Source organism: Aeromonas sp. S11(2024) (assembly GCF_041402345.1).
Taxonomy (GTDB): Bacteria; Pseudomonadota; Gammaproteobacteria; order Enterobacterales; family Aeromonadaceae; genus Aeromonas; species Aeromonas veronii.
The window spans coordinates 30,102-47,208 of the sequence record NZ_JBGLRC010000019.1; the positions used below are offsets into that span (position 1 = coordinate 30,102).

Sequence of the window (17,107 nt, forward strand, 5' to 3'; positions counted from 1 at the left end):
TTCTTTAAGGAGCAAAGATGTTGTACCCCATCGCCAGGCATTTCCTGTTCAAACTCAATCCGGAACAGGCTCACGATCTCTCCATGAAGTATTTGCCCCGCCTTCTCGGTACGCCACTCGATTGTTTCTTCCGCCAGAATTTGCCGAAACGCCCCGTCACTGTCATGGGGCTTTCTTTTGCCAATCCGGTGGGATTGGCGGCCGGTCTGGATAAAGATGGTGAGTGCATTGACGCGCTGGGTGCCATGGGATTTGGCTTTATCGAGGTCGGTACCGTCACCCCCAGACCCCAGAGCGGCAATGACAAGCCGCGCCTGTTCCGGGTTATTCCGGCAGAGGGGATCATCAACCGGATGGGATTCAACAACAAGGGGGTTGATCATCTGGTGGCCAAGGTAAAAGAGGCCAAATATCAGGGGGTCATCGGTATTAATATCGGCAAGAACAAAGACACTCCCATCGAACAGGGCAAGGATGATTACCTGATCTGCATGGACAAGGTTTATGATCATGCTGGTTATATTGCAGTCAATATCTCTTCCCCCAACACCCCGGGGTTGCGTTCGCTGCAATATGGCGAGGCGCTGGATGAATTGCTGGCAGCCCTCAAGGTACGTCAGCAAGAGCTGGCCGCCCAATATAAAAAGTATGTGCCGCTGGCGGTTAAAATTGCCCCGGATTTAAGCCTTGAAGAAATAGATCAGGTGGCCGCGTCGCTGGTGCGTAATGGTATTGATGGGGTTATCGCCACCAATACCACCCTCGAGCGCGAGATGATTTATGACATGCCCCACGCCGGTGAAGCGGGTGGCCTGAGTGGTCGTCCGCTGCAGCATAAGAGTACCGAGGTGATCCGTCATCTGGCCAAGGCGCTCAATGGTGCTCTGCCAATTATCGGTGTGGGTGGTATTGATAGTGCCATGGCCGCCCGTGAAAAATTGGCCGCCGGTGCCAGTCTGGTACAAATTTATAGCGGCTTTATTTATAAAGGGCCGGGGTTGGTCAAAGAGATTGCGACCAATATTTAAGAAATAGATGGCGGAGCCCTTTATTTGACGTTGCTGATTTCCTGCATATGGAATAAAGTCAACTGGTAATTATCAAGTAAGGGCTCCAACATGTTTATCCAACCGACCGATAGCTGGAAATGGCACTATGATGCCCAGAGTGACCGTCTGATGTTGGACCTGTCTGATAACATGTTATTTGCAACCGAGTATAAAGGGCGACAATTGGTGCCCAGCTCATTTGCAACCCAGCCTTTTTGCGTCGATGATGCAGCCCTCTATTATCAGTTGATGGATAAAGCAGCCGAACTTGAGTGGAGTATTCCCCATCAGGTGCAACTGGTGCTTAATGCCATCGCGGTCAGTCGTTTTTATAAACCCCTGATGCCGCAAAGCTGGTTTTTTAGTGAACAGCATCCGCAAGTGATCCCGCAAAACGGTGATCTGGTCTTGATGAATACACCCCATGGCAACGGCGAATTTATGGTCATTGAGGCAGGGGATCAGGCTAGCGTCTGTTTGAACCTCACTGCCGATCTGGTATTGACCACCAGTAAAACATTGCCGCGTTTTGGGGTGATCAAGGTGATGAATAACCGGATGAAACCGCGTATTACCGTGACCGAGCAATATCGTCAGGTCAGTTGATATCTTTTCATCAATTGTTTTATCTCTGTGATTACACCGCTGCTTGTTTTTACTGTTGTCACCTCAATCGCGCTTCGTTTCTGATACTTCATTGATCCGCGAACATCTTGCCCATTCTCATTGATCTTCATGGTTGTGGCTCGGCCTCTCTTGAGGCTTGTTACATCCACTTGCACCTTGTGTTCTGACCCACGCAGTATCTTGGTATTCCGTGCTGTAAGCACGGTACTTCCCTCTGTTTCGCTCTGCTTGCGTAGTGCCTTCACCCCAGTGTCAACACATCACTCACTGCAGCGATTTTCTTCATACGACATTTTATGCTTGAAACGAGAGCTATTCTCACTTACATTTTGTTATAACATAACAAAATGGAGTTGCCATGAAGCCTCATATTCATCCGGATTATCGTTTGGTGCTGTTCCATGACACGGCAGCAGATGCCTTTTTCCTGGTCGGTTCAACCATCAAGAGCGATCGCCGCTATACGTGGCAAGACGGGAAGGAGTATCCCTATGTATCGCTCGATGTTTCCAGTCAGTCGCACTCGTTTTATACCGGCAAGCAGAAGCAGGTATCGAGCGAGGGGAGTGTGGCCCGTTTCAACAAGCGCTTTGGCGCATTTTCAAGCAAGAAGGAGTCCTGAATGCAGGTCGTCTGTTCACTCAAATCCGCAAGGGCGCGTCATCCCGATTGTCAATTGGTGCGCCGTCGGGGCAAATTGTTCGTGATTTGCAAAAGCAATCCCCGTTTCAAGGCTCGTATGAAGTGATCCGCTAAATGATGTCTGGCCCCATGATCCCGCCATCGGATAGTCATGGGGCCTTTTACCTTTTCGCCACCTATCAATCTGTCTCCATCCTGCTGTTTGCGCCGACTTTTGCATGCTCCAGCCCGCCTGATGAGGTATAATGCGGCACTATTTTTATGGGTTCCCCGTGAGCGTGATGAAAGAATTTTTTGCAACCTGCCCCAAGGGGCTGGAAAACCTGTTGGCCGACGAGCTGACCAATCTTGGCGCAGAGCAGGTCCGTGAGACCGTGGCTGGCGTGCATTTCAAAGGCGAACTGGCGATTGGCTACAAGGCCTGTCTGTGGAGCCGTTTCGCCTCCCGTATCGTGCTGGTGCTCTCCGAATTCCAGATGAACGACGATCTGGATCTTTATCTCGGTGCCCACACCATCCCCTGGGAAGAGCACTTCTCCGGTACCGCTACCATCGCGGTGGACTTTACCGGTACCAACCCCGCCATTCGCAATACCCAATATGGCGCGCTGAAGATCAAGGATGCCATCGTTGACCGCTTCACCAAGCGCGGTCACGTGCGTCCGGACGTGGACAAAAAGTCGCCGGATATTCGCATCATGGCGCACCTGGGCAAGGGCAAGGCCAATATCACGCTGGACTTGTCGGGCCCGGCGCTGCACCAGCGTTTCTATCGTCAAGGCACCGGTGAAGCGCCCCTCAAAGAGAACCTGGCCTGCGCCATGATTGCCCGTAGCGGCTGGGCCGGCGAGCCCATGATGGACCCCATGTGCGGTTCCGGTACCCTGCTGATTGAAGCGGCCTTTATCGCCGCCGACATGGCACCGGCATTGCGCCGCGAGCGCTTCGGTTTCGATCGCTGGCTGCAGCACGATAGAGAGCTGTGGCAAAGCCTGATGATGGAAGCGCAAGTGCGAGCCAAACGCGGTATGCAGCGCTGCGAGGTGAAACTGTTTGGTTGTGATGCCGATTCACGTGTGCTGCTCAAAGCCCGGGATAATGCCAAAGCGGCCGGTGTGGCCCATCTCATCACCTTCAAGCAAGCCGATGTCACCAAGCTGGAAAACCCGCTGCCGATGCCTGCCCCTGTTGAAGGGGAAGAAGGTCAAGGAGAGGCCCGCCAGGTCGGTATGCTGATCTCCAACCCGCCTTATGGCGAGCGTCTTGGCGAGTTCCCGGCGCTGCTGGAAGTGCATCAGGCGCTGGGCGATGCTCTGCGTCGCAGCTTCCAGGGTTGGAAAGTCTCCATTCTTTCTGCATCGCCCGAGCTGCTTAGCTGTCTGCGCCTGCGCGCCGACAAGCAATATCGCCTGTTCAACGGCGCCCTCGAGTGTCAGCTGCGCAATTATCAAATCGCACTGGACTCCGTGGCTTCCCAAAAAGAGGTCGCGCAGGACTTTGCCAACCGTCTGCGCAAGAATCTGAAAACCCTCGAGAAATGGGCCAACAAAGAGGGCATCGATTGCTATCGCATCTACGATGCCGACTTGCCGGAATACAACGCCGCCATCGACCGCTATCAGGACTATCTGGTGGTGCAAGAGTATGCCGCGCCCAAGGACATCCCCGCCCAGAAGACCCGTCAACGTCTGCTCGACATGGTGCAGGCCGCCATCAAGGTGACTGGCATGGATGGCGAGAAAGTGATCCTGAAGGTGCGCGAGCGTCAGGAAGGCAAACAGCAGTATCAGAAGCTCTCCGAAGAGCAGCACCGGATGGAAGTGCAGGAGTACGGTGCCAGGCTGTGGGTCAACCTCTACGACTATCTTGATACCGGCCTGTTCCTCGACCACCGTCAGACTCGCCGCATGTTGGGTCAGATGGCCAAGGGCAAGCGCTTCCTGAACCTGTTTGCCTATACCGGCAGTGCCACCGTGCACGCAGGTCTTGGCGGTGCCAGCGAGACCACCACAGTGGACATGTCCCACACCTACCTGAACTGGGCGCAGGACAACATGCGTCTCAACTCGCTGGTGGGCCGTCAGCACAAGTTTGTCCAAGCAGATTGCCTGAAGTGGTTGTCTGAAGCCGATGAGCAGTACGACCTCATCTTCATCGATCCGCCCACCTTCTCCAACTCCAAGCGGATGGACGAGAGCTTCGACGTACAGCGCGATCACCTGTTGCTGATGCAGCACCTGAAGCGCCTGCTGGCGTCGGACGGCACTCTGGTCTTCTCCAACAACAAGCGTCACTTCAAGATGGATCTGGCCGGTCTCGAGGCCACTGGTCTCAAGGCCCAGAACATCACCCAGAAGACGCGACCGAAGGATTTCGAACGTAACCAGCACATCCACAACTGCTGGATCATCACCCATGCGCCGGAGCAAGGCGAGGCGTGATGCTGACCCTGTTTCATACCGACGGTTGCCACCTGTGCGAGCAGGCCTGGGCGCTGGTGGAGGAGGCTGGTCTTGCCACCGCCACCCGCCAGTGCGACATCATGGATGATGAGCAGTGGCTTGCCGCCTATCGGGTGCGCATTCCGGTGCTGCGTGACGAAGCAGGCCACGAGCTCGGTTGGCCCTTCACACTGGCCGAGCTCAAAAGCTGGGCCGCCCGTCAGGGGTGAGAGTGATTTGACGATAAAACGGGGGCAGACCCAGTCTGCTGCCCGTTTTTTTCATATGAAATAAGGAACACACATGGCTCTTTTAACATTGCACGGCGCATGTCTGTCGTTCAGTGATTTCCCGCTGCTCGACAATGCCGAATTGACCATCGAGCGGGGCGAGCGCCTCTGCCTGGTTGGCCGCAACGGGGCGGGCAAGTCCACCCTGATGAAGGTCATTGCCAGCGAATTGCCGCTGGACGACGGGCGTCTGGTGTTGCAACAAGATTTGAAAGTGACCCGCCTTGAGCAGGATCCGCCCGCTTCCAGCGAGCTGACGGTGTTTGACTATGCCGCCGAAGGGCTGGCGGGGGTGGGGGAGCTGCTCAAGCAGTACCACCACATCTCCATGGAGCTGGCGAGCGATCCGTCAGACGCCAACATTCGCAAGATGAGCGAGTTGCAAGAGCAGCTCGACTATCAGAACGGTTGGCAGTTCGAGACCCGCATCAGTCAGGTGTTGACCCTGCTGGGGCTGGATCCTGACGTGACCCTCGACAGCCTCTCCGGCGGCTGGCTGCGCAAAGTGGCGCTGGCCCGTGCGCTGGCTTGCGATCCCGACTTGTTGCTGCTCGATGAGCCGACCAACCACCTGGATATCGAAGCCATCAACTGGCTGGAAGATTTCCTCAAGGATTTTCGCGGCGCCATCGTCTTTATCTCTCACGATCGGGAGTTCATCCACAAGCTGGCCACCCGGATCATCGATCTCGATCGCGGCGCCATCACCTCCTGGCCGGGCAACTACGACGAGTATCTGCAGGGGAAAGAGGAGTGGCTGAGGGTCGAAGAGCTGAAAAATGCCGAGTTCGACCGCAAACTGGCCCAGGAAGAGGTGTGGGTGCGTCAGGGTATCAAGGCTCGCCGTACCCGTAACGAAGGTCGGGTGCGCGCCCTTGAGGCGATGCGGATGGAGCGCTCCCAGCGTCGCGAGTTGCAGGGCAAGGCCAAGCTGCAACTGGACGAGGTCAATCGCTCCGGCAAGCTGGTGTTCGAGACCGAAGGGCTGGGGCTGGACTTTGGCGATCGCACCCTGTTCAAGGGGCTCGATCTGCAAGTGCTGCGTGGCGACAAGATTGCGCTGGTCGGTCCCAATGGCTGCGGCAAATCGACCCTGATCAAGCTGTTGCTGGGTCAGCTTGAGCCAACCCGTGGCACCGTCAAGGGGGGCACCAATCTGGAGGTGGCCTACTTCGATCAGTACCGCGAGCAGCTCGATCCCGAGCAGACCGTGGTGGACAACGTCGGGGAGGGCAAGCAGGAGGTGATGGTGCGCGGCCGCTCCCGTCATATCCTCGGTTACCTGCAGGACTTCCTGTTCGAGCCCAAGCGGGCCCGTACGCCGGTCAAGGCGCTCTCCGGTGGCGAGAAGAACCGGCTGCTGCTGGCCAAGTTGTTCCTCAAGCCCAGCAACCTGCTGATCCTCGATGAACCGACCAACGATCTGGATGTCGAGACCCTGGAACTGCTGGAAGAGCTGCTTTCCGACTACCCCGGCACCCTGCTGCTGGTGAGTCACGATCGTCGCTTCATCGACAACACAGTGACCGGCTGCTGGCTGTTTGAGGGGGATGGCCGCATCAGCGATTACGTGGGTGGTTACGCCGATATGATGGCGACCCGCGAGCAGCAGAACGCTCAACAACAGGCCAAGAGTGCACCGGTCAAGGCGCCCGAGCCGGTCGTTGCCGCCGCGCCAGAAGCGCCGAAGAAGAGCAAGAAGCTCTCCTACAAGCTGCAGCTTGAACTGGAAGGGTTGCCTGCTCGTCTTGAGCAGCTGGAAGCCGAGCTGGATGCGCTGCAAAGCGAGATCAACCAGCCCGGGTTCTTCTCGCTGCCGGCAGATAAAACCCAGCCGAAACTGGATGCGCTCAATGCCGCTGAAGCCGCGCTGGAGCAGGCATTTGCTCGCTGGGAAGAGCTGGAAGGACTCAAAAATCAGGAGTAAGTTCCCTGTAATTAAAACTTAATCCAGTTCAGTGCCTTGTGTCACATAGCCCGGTTAGGGTGGAAGTTTTTGTTTGACCGAGTGCGCTCGCAGGAGTAAAGATGAAAGCGACCGATGCAGAATTGGTCGCTTTTTTTGTTCCACGAAGAGGGTCGTAGATGATGAAGAGACAGAAGCGGGACCGTCTGGAAAGAGCTCGTGCTCGTGGTTATCAGGCTGGCGTGGTCGGCAAACAGAAAGAAGCGTGTCCGTATCAATGCCTGGATGCCCGAGGGCATTGGCTTGGTGGTTGGCGTGACGCCATGGAAGGGCGGGGCTCAGGCCTCTTCATGAAGTAGCAGCTACTTCATCACTCATTACAAAAGGAAAGGGGCCGTTGTGGCCCCTTTGCGTTAATGCTGTTTTACTACCAATCAGAGAGATCAGAATGCGGTGGTATCTTTAAACAGGCCCACTTTCAGGTCGGTGGCGCTGTAGATCGGACGGCCGTCGACTTCGACCACACCATCAGCAATCCCCATCACCAGCTTGCGGTTGATGACGCGCTTGAAGGTGATCTTGTAGGTAACTTTCTTAGCAGTCGGCAGGATCTGGCCGGTGAATTTCACTTCACCTACGCCCAGAGCACGACCCTTGCCGGGGCCACCTTTCCAGCCAAGGAAGAAGCCAACCAGCTGCCACATGGCGTCCAGACCGAGACAGCCAGGCATCACAGGATCACCCGGGAAGTGGCAATCGAAGAACCAGAGATCCGGAGTAATGTCGAGCTCAGCCAGGATCTCACCCTTGCCGTGTTCGCCGCCGTTGTCATTGATCTTGACGATGCGGTCCATCATCAACATGTTGGGGGCAGGCAGCTGACTGTTACCCTCACCAAACAGTTCGCCACGGCTGCAAGCCAGCAGCTCTTCACGGGTAAAAGAGTTCTTGCCCTGTTCGCACAGGGAAAGGCGGGCTTCCATGGTGGTATTGTCTACGGTCACGCGGTATTTCCTTCAAATGGGTCAAAGCCGGGCCAATTTAGCTTACAGTTGTTCGCTAAACAACTCCGATCACTTCATCAGCGGCCAAACAGGCGCCCCAGCAGGGATTGCAGCAGTCCGACTTTGGCAGTGGAGCCGTTCAACTCGTCCAACCGCTCCTGAATACGGCCAAACAGGGTATCAGGCATATCAGGCTCACCGGCGACACAGCCAGTCAGCAACTCGATGGCCTCTTCCACATGATCCACCGGGTGGATGTGGAACTGGCCTGCTTCAACCGCTGCAATCACCTCGTCAGAGAGGTTCAGCTGCTGGATGTTGGTGCCCGGCAAAATGATCCCTTGCTTGCCGGTGATGCCGTGGATTTTGCACACCCGGAAGAAGCCTTCAATCTTCTCGTTGACGCCACCCACGGCCTGCACATTGCCAAACTGATCGACCGCACCGGTCACGGCGAAGTGCTGATAGATAGGCTGGCGGGCGAGGGCAGAGAGCAGGGCACACAAGCCGGTCAGGGATGCACTGTCGCCATCAATTTCGTGGTAAGACTGCTCGAACACAAGATTGGCCGACAGGGGGGAGGGGTTCTCTGCACCAAATTTGTTGGAGAGATAGCCGTGGATAATCATCATCGCCTTGGCGTGGATATGACCGGCCAGCTCCGCTTTGCGCTCGATATCCGCCACATCGCCATCACCAAGGTGTACGGTAGCAGTGAGGCGCACCGGCTCGCCGAAGTCATAAGGGTGACCGGAGACCTGAATGACAGACAGGCCGTTGATCTGGCCAATCTCTTCGCCATCGGTTTGCAGCAGGATCTGGCCGTCGATAACACCCTGATCGGACTGCTCAACCAGATAGTTGAGGCGGTAATCCTGCTCCTCCAGTGCGCCGCGGATATGCTCGTCGGTGACCACATCAGATTCCAGCTCCCGGGCCAGACTGTCAGCCATCCGCATGATGGCGGAGAGTTGCACTTCGGAGAGCGACAACCACTCCTGATGGTCACAGAGGCGGCTGGCATGACGACAAAGGGCGGCGAGGGCGGCTGGCGTGAAGTCCAGCAGGCTCCAGCGCTGGCGCAGCCAAGCCAGGTATTGCAGAAATTCCTGCAGATCCTCTTCAATATTCACCTCTGACACCAGATCCGCGCGCAGGAAGATGCGCTCGGACATATCGCGATCCAGCATCTGGAACTCGGCCACGTCGAGTCGGTCACCGACCAGGATCAGCTTGAGCTTGATGGGGGTCGCTTCAGGCGCGAAGAAGGGGGTCAGGGTTTTCCCTTCCTGATAGGCGTTCCAGTCCAGCTCGCCTTTTTGCATGGCATTTTTCAGTTTGAACCAGAGGTGCGGCTGATCCAGCAGCTCGTCCAGTTGCAAAATGAGGTAGCCGCCGTTGGCTTCGCGCAGCAAGCCAGGCTCCAACAGGTGCTGGTTAGCATACACAGAGCCTTGCTCGGTTTGGTAGTTGATGGAGCCAAACAGGGTATCCCAGTTGAGATCACGGCCATAAATTACCGGCGCTTCCTGCGCTTCGTGGTGGATCAGCAGGTTGATCAGAATGGGGTGCTGGAATTCCAGACCCAATGCCACGTGAGCCGCCAGATCGGAGAGGAAATCATCGATTTTCGGATCATTGTTCTGCTTGCGCATGATGCGGGTCACGATGCGTTCGGCATCGAGATGGTGGCTCAACAGCTTGAGCAGCTCGCCAACCATTTCGCAAAACTCGACGCCGGTGCCCGGTTGCAGGCGCAGCCAGATAGGCTTGTAGGGGTTGTTCAGATTCTCGGTGTAGCAGAGATCAAACAGGTCACCATCCTTGCCATTAGAGTCGGCAATCAGCGTCTGGCAAACGCCTTCGTAATCTGCGCCGGGGAATCCGTTGAGCAGCATGACCGGACAGTCACCATCAAAACTGGCAAGACGTTTGATGCCGGAAATGGCTCTGGGTTGCAGCGCAGCAAAGGGGATAGGTTCAAGCTCGCTAAGCTTGGAGAACTGTTCAATCGCAAAAGCGGGTTTTAATTGTTCTGATGTTAATTCAGCCACTTAAGACATCCGGTCGAAGATAGGATCAATTGTTGCCATTATACACAGTTCAATAAGTGGTGACAGGAAACAAGATACATGATTTAACATAATATACATTATGCGCAATGACGGGTGCGGGAGGGAGCCGCTTTGATGTGGCTGACGTCTTGGCCACTGAGGCCGACATGGTTGCCTATCTGTTGGCAGCTCTTGAAGATGGTGATCCGGCGCTGCTGACAGCGGCGTTTGATGATGTGGAGCGTGCTCGCGCTAAACTACGTGGCAAACCGCGCTACACACTGGAAGAACTGCTGGCTCAGTGTGACCCCAATGCTATGTCACTAGGTGAAATGGATTGGGGCCAATCAGTGAAGAAAAGCGAATAAATGCTACTTAACCAAGGACCAACTTTTACCCCATTCGGTTACAGTTTTCCCGCTTCGGCTCTTTTGCAGCGGATAGAACATTCTTTGATACTTTTTGCCTTCAAACTCAACAATCTCTTTGCTTGATGCATAAGGAAAAGCAGCATCAAGTCTGGCGGAAAGCTGCTCTGATTCAGACATGGATAGCAAACCATCAGCTTTCAATTGGTCTTTGATCATCCTAACCATGGCTTTAGCCTGCTTTAGGGAAGAGTCATATTTGTTCGGGTTGTTACCATCATAGTTATCGGAACGGCGTTGCCAATCCTGCAAGTCGGATTCGGCTTTTTTTAAGTCTTCAAGAGTATACATAAATGCACCAATTATCAGAGATGCCGATAAATAGGGTTATCGGCATCATTGTGAGAGATAACAAGCCTTGTTGAAAGCAGTAGTCCGCAGCTTTTCCTTAGCTTAAAGGTTCGGAAATCGATCAGGAGCGAGGCTACATACAGACCTCCTGCGATCTGACTGGCCAAAGCAGAAGGACAATATCTGGTTGATTCCTCCTGCAGATGCTCTTGCAACGACAACAGAATAACACAGTCAACCGCCCTGCCCCTCACACCGAAATGTCCCATTTTAAGATAAGAGTTCACTATTAAATCAGTACGCCGCGCTGGATTCCCCCTCACCAATGGAGCGTTAAGTTTGATTGGCACCGTTATAACCAACGTCATTACCGTGAATATTCTTAGAAATATCTGTCCCCTACCTGAGAGGTCTCTCTCTGGAAATATTGATACTCCTTTTTGTAAAACAGCCATAAAAATGCCGATTATCGCAATAGATTCCCCTCCCCTTAATCCTCACGGCTTATTGTTGTGGCTAGAATGATTGCGGCTTGAAGAGTATTCGCCATTTCTTTTTGGAAGTCGGGTCAATTCATATTCAAGGCACGTTTGGCGATGGCCAATGTGGGTGGCTGGCAGGTCAAGTAGAGGTTGCTGTTGAATTGCTGCAATATGCGTTTGAGCTCGTTCATATCATCGGGATGGAGGGTTAAGGACCAGAGTGCTCTGGGCTGGCCGTGATGGAGGCCATTGGTATAGATAATGGTGCAATCTTCGATACGCAACTCTTTGCAGTGGGCCTCCATCTGCAGGCCCACATCCGGAAACCAGATATGCAGCGTGCCTGAAGAGATAAAGGTGAACTGGGCTATGAGCGACCCTTTGCCAACGATCCTGAAGGTCTTTTCCACCACTGCCACTTGCATACCCGCTCCTTGGTATCTCGTCAATATTGATATCAATATCACCAATGATGACTGGATATGCAAGTGTGATAACAAGGCGCTGTTCAATCCGAATATGATTGCTTCCGGCATGTTACTTAGCTTTCGGCATCGGGTGGTCTCGGTGTTTCAACAAGCAATTTTGTTTTTTGCTTCTCTGCTACGGGATAAATATGTATGCCGCAGATGGCAAGGAGCCTGTTCTGAATCATCCATGTGAGCCAAAAATATTTCCTGAACCGATTGCGATCCAGAGAAGTACAAAATCGCCGCACCAACTTCTATGACATCCCAAACAAGCCATTCTGTGTTCTAAGAGCAGTCAATACAAATCAGGGTCATGTCACGTTGTTCGTTAGTTCTTGTGAATGTTATCTCTCACATGTTGGTTCAATCGGTCCAGCGGCTTTTGCTGGGCGCTCTCATGTCGTTCACTGTTGCTGGTGTGCAGGTATTTCGAAGTGGTGTCGATGCTGTCATGTCCTGCATCGGCCTGTACGTGGGAAAGCGGTCTCCCATGCAGGTTGATGTCATGGGTGATCCCGGTATGGCGGATCGCATGGGGAGAGAGTTGCCGCATTTCGGCCGCATCCTGGACAAATCCATCCTGCTCTGCCAATTCTGCGCCTTTACCGATGATCACCATGATCAAATCCCGTAACTGGCGAATTCCAAGGTTGGCGTTGAGTTCCCCCTGATCGCGACCATGTGCTGCCGCTTTATGGCGAACGAACAGTGGCGTCTGTTCATCCGGTGTCGGCAAGGGAGAGAGACCGAGGAAACGGCGGTAGCGTTCGAGTGCCGCCAACAGCGCTTGGGATACCGCCACGGTACGCCGTTTACCCCCTTTGCTTTGCGGAATAAAGTAGCCCCAGACGCCGGTTTTGCGATCCCGCCTGAACTGCCCCATCACAGGTGTAAAGCCCGGCCGGGCAGCAACCTCAGAGATCCGCAGATAGCAGGCGTACATCAGAATGGTGAGAAAACGGCTGCGCTCATGCTGCTCCGGATGGTCGTTGGCAAGGGTATCGGCAGCTTGCATCACGTATGACCACTGCAACTCGCTGAAGGCCTGCACCTGATCATCGGCCTCCTGCTGTTGCGGCCGTTTGACCCGCTGCAGTAGCAGAGCGGGATTCCTGTCCATGTACTCCTCCTGGATCAGGAACTGGAAGAAGGCCGACAGGATGGCCAGTTTGGTCTTCATCGCCTGCTCGCTAAGACGATAGGGCAAGGTGCGGCCTAGCTCCCGCTTACCGAGAAACGGTCGCCATTGTGGATTGGGCAACCGCTCTCCCCACTCCTTGTCGAGGACAAACTGCGCCACGTTGCGATAGGCGATCAACTCGTCAGGGGGGGACTGACAGTAGTCGAGATAGCGGATCATGATGCGGCGAGTGAGATCTTTCGGGCTGATGGCCGCCTCGCGAAAGCACCAGTGCAAAAAAGTGGTCAGTTCGCTGCGATAGGTTTTGTAGTTGTTTTCGCTGTTGCGCTGCTCCAGCAGCCAATCGACCGCCAGCTCGTAAACCAGCCCTGCATCGGGCACATCGTTGAGGCTGAGGTTGGCAAGGTACTGATTGACCTGCGGGTTACCGGCCTCCAGATAGATAAGGCTGTCAAACAGCGGCATAGCTGGCGGCAAGGATAATAGTTGTTGAGTCATGGTGTTGCTTGTTGATGCTGAGATGAATCGATATGAGCCTGTGAGCCGAGTTGATAGAAAAGGGCTCGTGATAGATGAATGCGGCTTCTATTGGGATTGGTACTGCCTCTTGTTGTTACTGATTAAGGTAACCGGGAGCGATCTGGATAACGTTCTCTCCACTGTTTGCTCATTATTTCCTCATAGATCTGGCTGATGTCGCTCAGTGGTGCACGCTATTCAGTTATGCATAGGATATGCAGCATGGTTAAAAAATTCTCGGGGTAAATAGCCGTGAAAATGGTTTTAAATGCAAATAAAGTGAATGCGTTGAACCATTTATCCCGAGAAATAAGGTCTGTGCCATCAGGCCACCTGTTTGAGTGGCTTCTCCTTGCGCTTGGCTGCTGGAGTCTCTTCCTCTTTCGTGCCAGCCTGAACCTTGCCGCCACGCAGCAGGGTTTGCAGCACATCGCGCTGCTCTGCCAGGTAGAATGCCAGACTCTCTTGCTGCTCTGGCGCCAGCTCGATCGGGGCGCCAGCCAACAGGGTCATCAACTCATCGGCTGTATCCAGCAGCTTGTCATAGGCATCGGCCTCTTTTTTGCTGGCAAAGGTCATTTTTTCCACTCCCCCACGAACAACCACATATTTGATCTCGACAGCCATGATGGCCTCCTCTTGGTGATGATGGATAGAGTATATGTATGGATATACAGTATTGCAAATAACCTCACCGGAAAAGAGTTCGCCGGGGTTTAGCGACAAAAGCCGCGCTGGATCAAGCTGTCTCAAAGCGCCATTTGACTTCCACGCCTGACTGGTCGGATCATGGCCTTATGACGATCGTAAGACACCTGTTTATCCTGCTGATGGTAGAGGTGCTGCTCCTCGGGAGTATCGCCCACTTGGTCGTGGGACTCCCTTGGCTGCTGACCCTGCTGTTTGTGGTGTTTACCCTGCTTGGGTTGCGCTGTCTGGTGGTGCTCGGCAGCTGGCTGTTTACCCGTTTCTACCCCTCCCCGGCTATCGGCCCCTGGCGCAGGGTGAAGATGATGGCGCAGGAGATGCTGGCCTACCTCTACACCTTCACCTGGTTGCTGCCGTTCGAGCCTTTGCTGATGGCACCCGATCGGCTGCGGCCATGCCAGCGCCCCATATTGCTGGTGCATGGTTACGGTTGCAGTCGCGGGATCTGGCACACCCAGCGCGCCCGACTGGAGGCTGCAGGCCATGTGGTTGCCACCATTACCCTGATGCCACCATTTGGTCATATCGATGACATGGTGCCGCTGCTGGCCACCCGGATTGACGATGTGTTGGCGCAGACCGGGGCTGACAAGCTGGTGCTGGTCGGTCACAGCATGGGGGGGCTGGTCTGCCGCGACTATCTGGCTATCCATGGTGGTGACAAGGTCGCGCACCTGATCACCCTGGCTACGCCTCATCAGGGCAGTCAGCTAGCCGCCCTTGGGCTTGGGGCCAATGCCCGCGAGATGGAACCCGGTTCCGGCTGGTTGCAGCGTTTTGCTTCGGTGCCGCTTTGCGTGCCCGGCATCTCGGTGCGCACCAGTCACGACAATGTGGTGATGCCGCAAGAGCGGCAACGATTGGCGGGAATGGAAGATATCGAGTTGCCTGCGATTGGCCATCTCTCTCTGCTCTACTCCCGCCGCACGACTGATCTGCTGATTGAGTTGTTGTCCCGAGTCTGACCCTCCTTATTCGTCCTTCAACTGCTATTCCAAATAAAACAGGGGCCTGATTGCTCAGGCCCCTGTTGATCTCTTTATCGCATCACCCGGTTAGAAGTGTATCCCCTTGATCAGGGTCGAGACGGCAACCTGATCGGCGGTCGCCTTGGATTTGTCGCCATCCTTGGGATCGGCAAAGGTGCGGAAGCTGGTATTCATGATCACCTGCGCAACACGAGGTGCCAGGGCATGCACCACCTGACCGAACACCCCGAGGCGAGTGGCCAGACGAACGTGCTTGTTGATGATGGTATCGCACACCAGATCGGCCGCCTCTTCCGGCGTCATCATCGGCACCTGCTCATAGACCTTGGTCGGTGCGACCATCGGCGTTTTCACCAGCGGCATATTGATGATGGAGAAGCTGACCCCCTTGTCAGCAAACTCGGAGGCGGCGGTACGCACCCAGGCATCGAGGGCCGATTTGGAGGCAACATAGGCGGAGAAGCGCGGCGCATTGGTCAACACCCCGATGGAGGAGATGTTGATGATGTGCCCTTTTTTCTTCTCAATCATGGTGGGCAGCACCCCCATGATCACCTTGAGCGCACCAAAGTAGTTGAGCTGCATGGTGCGCTCCAGATCGTGGAAGCGATCGAAGGAGTCCTCGATGGAGCGGCGGATGGAGCGGCCGGCATTGTTGACCAGAATATCGACGCCGCCGTGATCGGCCACGATGCGAGCGGTGATCTCCTCGGCCTGCGCCAGATTGGAGAGATCCCCCTGATAGATCTCGATGGTCAGCCCCAGCTCGGCAAACTCGGCTTTAGTCTCGGCAATTTTCTGCTCGTCGCGAGCGATGGTAACGACGTTGGCCCCCGCACCCGCCAGCTTGCGCGCTGTTGCACGGCCGATACCAGAGGTGGCTCCGGTCACCAGCACCACCTTGCCTTCTACCCGACCACGCAGGGAGCGATCGATGAAGAGCTCTGGGTCGAGGTGGCGCTCCCAGTAATCCCATAACCGCCAGGCGTAGCTGTGCAGCGGTGGCACTTCGATGCCTGTCCCTTTCAGTACCCGCTGAGTTTCGCGACTGTCGAAACGGGTGGGGTAACTGATAAGGCGGAACACATCCTTGGGTAGACCCAGATCGGCGATGGCGGCATCGCGGATACGGCGCACTGGCGCCATGGTCATCAGCATGGCGGTCAGGTGGCGGGGAATGAAGTTAAAGAGAGAGGCGTTGATGCGGATAGCAGGCTCTGGCGCATGGGCGGCGCGGGAGAAGGTGCTCAGCATGTCGCCAACCCGCATCGGATTGGGGTCGGTCAGGTGGAAGGTTTTGTTCTCCTCGCCCTCTTGATGGGCGATATGCACCATGGCATCGACCACAAAGTTGACCGGCACGATATTGATGCGCCCGCCCTCAACTCCGATGGCGGGCATCCAGGGCGGCAGCAGACGACGCAGCTTCTGGATGGTCTTGAAGAAGTAGTAAGGGCCGTCGATCTTGTCCATCTCGCCGGTGTTGGAGTCACCGACAACTATCCCCGGTCGATAGACTCGCCACGGAACTGTGCACTCATTGCGCACAATCCCTTCCGCTTCGTGCTTGGTCTGGAAGTAAGGCATGTCGAGGTGCTCTGCCTCATCGAACATATCCTCGCGAAACAGACCGTCGAACAGGCCCGCTGCAGCGATGGAGCTGCAGTGATGGAACTGCGCCGTCCCCAGCCGCTCGGCAAGTTGAACGGCTTGACGGGTCCCTTCGGTGTTGACCTGCTGCTGGATCCCGGCCTTGGCGTTGAGGTCATAGATGGCAGCCAGATGGAAGAAGTGGTCGATCTTGCCGATTAACTGCTCCTGTATCTCGACCGATACCCCCAGCAGCGGTTGCGTCATGTCGCCAAAAACCGGGACTGCGCGCGATTCATCCACATTCCAGAATGCAAATAACTCCGGCAATTTATCCTGATGAGAGGCGCGCATCAGAAAATAGACGATACAGTCAGGATGCTGTTGGAATAACTTTTTGATCAATCGACGCCCGATAAAACCACTACCGCCAGTAATGAAATAGTTCATAAAGAGAATCCTGCTACTGATTAGGG

Annotated in this window: 17 protein-coding genes; 10 read left to right on the forward strand and 7 right to left on the reverse strand. The window is 55.1% G+C overall.

What is annotated here, in order from left to right; genetic code table 11:
• Positions 1-17: 17 nt before the first annotated feature.
• From pyrD to rmf, 8 genes are all read left to right on the forward strand, one after another.
• The gene (pyrD, locus tag ACB040_RS14890; protein ID WP_257686951.1) at positions 18-1,028 is read left to right on the forward strand and encodes a quinone-dependent dihydroorotate dehydrogenase; all 1,011 of its coding nucleotides are present in this window, start codon (positions 18-20) and stop codon (positions 1,026-1,028) included.
• Between the two features lie 90 nt (positions 1,029-1,118).
• Positions 1,119-1,655, forward strand: coding sequence for a cell division protein ZapC (locus ACB040_RS14895; RefSeq protein WP_257686950.1), 537 nt, complete (start codon positions 1,119-1,121; stop codon positions 1,653-1,655).
• A gap of 379 nt (positions 1,656-2,034) precedes the next feature.
• Positions 2,035-2,298 (forward strand): type B 50S ribosomal protein L31, encoded by a 264-nt coding sequence (locus ACB040_RS14900; protein ID WP_005336598.1) that lies wholly within the window; start codon positions 2,035-2,037, stop codon positions 2,296-2,298.
• Complete coding sequence (gene ykgO, locus ACB040_RS14905; protein ID WP_005336596.1) at positions 2,299-2,424, forward strand: type B 50S ribosomal protein L36; 126 nt, start codon at positions 2,299-2,301, stop codon at positions 2,422-2,424.
• A gap of 139 nt (positions 2,425-2,563) precedes the next feature.
• Positions 2,564-4,759, forward strand: a complete 2,196-nt coding sequence (rlmKL, locus tag ACB040_RS14910) for a bifunctional 23S rRNA (guanine(2069)-N(7))-methyltransferase RlmK/23S rRNA (guanine(2445)-N(2))-methyltransferase RlmL (RefSeq protein WP_371155405.1) — start codon at positions 2,564-2,566, stop codon at positions 4,757-4,759.
• Positions 4,759-4,989 carry a glutaredoxin family protein gene (locus ACB040_RS14915; protein ID WP_005360505.1) on the forward strand — a complete coding sequence of 77 codons (231 nt, stop codon included), beginning with the start codon at positions 4,759-4,761 and terminating at the stop codon, positions 4,987-4,989. The genes rlmKL and ACB040_RS14915 overlap by 1 nt, the downstream gene beginning before the upstream one ends.
• Positions 4,990-5,062: 73 nt before the next feature.
• On the forward strand, positions 5,063-6,976 hold the full coding sequence (locus ACB040_RS14920; protein WP_101530563.1) for an ABC transporter ATP-binding protein: 1,914 nt from the start codon (positions 5,063-5,065) through the stop codon (positions 6,974-6,976).
• Between the two features lie 158 nt (positions 6,977-7,134).
• Positions 7,135-7,314 (forward strand): ribosome modulation factor, encoded by a 180-nt coding sequence (gene rmf, locus ACB040_RS14925; protein ID WP_005315693.1) that lies wholly within the window; start codon positions 7,135-7,137, stop codon positions 7,312-7,314.
• An 84-nt stretch (positions 7,315-7,398) separates the two neighbouring features.
• Here rmf and fabA read toward each other — a convergent pair whose 3' ends face one another.
• Together fabA and ACB040_RS14935 are read right to left on the reverse strand one after the other, a co-directional pair.
• The gene (gene fabA, locus ACB040_RS14930) at positions 7,399-7,938 is read right to left on the reverse strand and encodes a 3-hydroxyacyl-[acyl-carrier-protein] dehydratase FabA (protein ID WP_196783564.1); all 540 of its coding nucleotides are present in this window, start codon (positions 7,936-7,938) and stop codon (positions 7,399-7,401) included.
• A gap of 98 nt (positions 7,939-8,036) precedes the next feature.
• On the reverse strand, positions 8,037-10,013 hold the full coding sequence (locus ACB040_RS14935; protein ID WP_021230104.1) for a Lon protease family protein: 1,977 nt from the start codon (positions 10,011-10,013) through the stop codon (positions 8,037-8,039).
• Between the two features lie 167 nt (positions 10,014-10,180).
• Between ACB040_RS14935 and ACB040_RS14940 the strand changes: the two genes are divergently transcribed.
• Positions 10,181-10,381: a hypothetical protein gene (locus ACB040_RS14940; protein WP_335837127.1), complete on the forward strand. Its 201-nt coding sequence runs from the start codon at positions 10,181-10,183 to the stop codon at positions 10,379-10,381.
• A gap of 3 nt (positions 10,382-10,384) precedes the next feature.
• Here ACB040_RS14940 and ACB040_RS14945 read toward each other — a convergent pair whose 3' ends face one another.
• From ACB040_RS14945 to ACB040_RS14960, 4 genes are all read right to left on the reverse strand, one after another.
• Positions 10,385-10,732 carry a hypothetical protein gene (locus ACB040_RS14945; RefSeq protein ID WP_335837128.1) on the reverse strand — a complete coding sequence of 116 codons (348 nt, stop codon included), beginning with the start codon at positions 10,730-10,732 and terminating at the stop codon, positions 10,385-10,387.
• A 568-nt stretch (positions 10,733-11,300) separates the two neighbouring features.
• On the reverse strand, positions 11,301-11,639 hold the full coding sequence (locus tag ACB040_RS14950; RefSeq protein ID WP_021230116.1) for a hypothetical protein: 339 nt from the start codon (positions 11,637-11,639) through the stop codon (positions 11,301-11,303).
• Positions 11,640-12,012: 373 nt separating this feature from the next.
• Positions 12,013-13,323 carry a tyrosine-type recombinase/integrase gene (locus ACB040_RS14955; protein WP_371155407.1) on the reverse strand — a complete coding sequence of 437 codons (1,311 nt, stop codon included), beginning with the start codon at positions 13,321-13,323 and terminating at the stop codon, positions 12,013-12,015.
• A 345-nt stretch (positions 13,324-13,668) separates the two neighbouring features.
• Positions 13,669-13,971, reverse strand: coding sequence for a YebG family protein (locus ACB040_RS14960; protein ID WP_042055032.1), 303 nt, complete (start codon positions 13,969-13,971; stop codon positions 13,669-13,671).
• A gap of 170 nt (positions 13,972-14,141) precedes the next feature.
• Between ACB040_RS14960 and ACB040_RS14965 the strand changes: the two genes are divergently transcribed.
• Positions 14,142-15,017 (forward strand): triacylglycerol lipase, encoded by an 876-nt coding sequence (locus tag ACB040_RS14965; protein WP_236400011.1) that lies wholly within the window; start codon positions 14,142-14,144, stop codon positions 15,015-15,017.
• Positions 15,018-15,107: 90 nt separating this feature from the next.
• Here ACB040_RS14965 and ACB040_RS14970 read toward each other — a convergent pair whose 3' ends face one another.
• Positions 15,108-17,081, reverse strand: coding sequence for an SDR family oxidoreductase (locus ACB040_RS14970; RefSeq protein WP_129504065.1), 1,974 nt, complete (start codon positions 17,079-17,081; stop codon positions 15,108-15,110).
• Between the last annotated feature and the right edge of the window lie 26 nt (positions 17,082-17,107).

What these genes read in the sequence shown, in the direction of transcription:
- ACB040_RS14945 (WP_335837128.1), bottom strand. Translation starts at nt 10,732, where the DNA reads ATGTATACTCTTGAAGACTTAAAAAAAGCCGAATCCGACTTGCAGGAT.
- ACB040_RS14895 (WP_257686950.1), top strand. Translation starts at nt 1,119, where the DNA reads ATGTTTATCCAACCGACCGATAGCTGGAAATGGCACTATGATGCCCAG.
- ACB040_RS14970 (WP_129504065.1), bottom strand. Translation starts at nt 17,081, where the DNA reads ATGAACTATTTCATTACTGGCGGTAGTGGTTTTATCGGGCGTCGATTG.
- fabA (WP_196783564.1), bottom strand. Translation starts at nt 7,938, where the DNA reads ATGGAAGCCCGCCTTTCCCTGTGCGAACAGGGCAAGAACTCTTTTACC.
- ACB040_RS14920 (WP_101530563.1), top strand. Translation starts at nt 5,063, where the DNA reads ATGGCTCTTTTAACATTGCACGGCGCATGTCTGTCGTTCAGTGATTTC.
- pyrD (WP_257686951.1), top strand. Translation starts at nt 18, where the DNA reads ATGTTGTACCCCATCGCCAGGCATTTCCTGTTCAAACTCAATCCGGAA.
- ACB040_RS14900 (WP_005336598.1), top strand. Translation starts at nt 2,035, where the DNA reads ATGAAGCCTCATATTCATCCGGATTATCGTTTGGTGCTGTTCCATGAC.
- ACB040_RS14950 (WP_021230116.1), bottom strand. Translation starts at nt 11,639, where the DNA reads ATGCAAGTGGCAGTGGTGGAAAAGACCTTCAGGATCGTTGGCAAAGGG.
- ykgO (WP_005336596.1), top strand. Translation starts at nt 2,299, where the DNA reads ATGCAGGTCGTCTGTTCACTCAAATCCGCAAGGGCGCGTCATCCCGAT.
- rmf (WP_005315693.1), top strand. Translation starts at nt 7,135, where the DNA reads ATGATGAAGAGACAGAAGCGGGACCGTCTGGAAAGAGCTCGTGCTCGT.
- ACB040_RS14960 (WP_042055032.1), bottom strand. Translation starts at nt 13,971, where the DNA reads ATGGCTGTCGAGATCAAATATGTGGTTGTTCGTGGGGGAGTGGAAAAA.
- ACB040_RS14915 (WP_005360505.1), top strand. Translation starts at nt 4,759, where the DNA reads ATGCTGACCCTGTTTCATACCGACGGTTGCCACCTGTGCGAGCAGGCC.
- ACB040_RS14955 (WP_371155407.1), bottom strand. Translation starts at nt 13,323, where the DNA reads ATGACTCAACAACTATTATCCTTGCCGCCAGCTATGCCGCTGTTTGAC.
- ACB040_RS14965 (WP_236400011.1), top strand. Translation starts at nt 14,142, where the DNA reads ATGACGATCGTAAGACACCTGTTTATCCTGCTGATGGTAGAGGTGCTG.
- ACB040_RS14940 (WP_335837127.1), top strand. Translation starts at nt 10,181, where the DNA reads ATGGTTGCCTATCTGTTGGCAGCTCTTGAAGATGGTGATCCGGCGCTG.
- rlmKL (WP_371155405.1), top strand. Translation starts at nt 2,564, where the DNA reads ATGCGGCACTATTTTTATGGGTTCCCCGTGAGCGTGATGAAAGAATTT.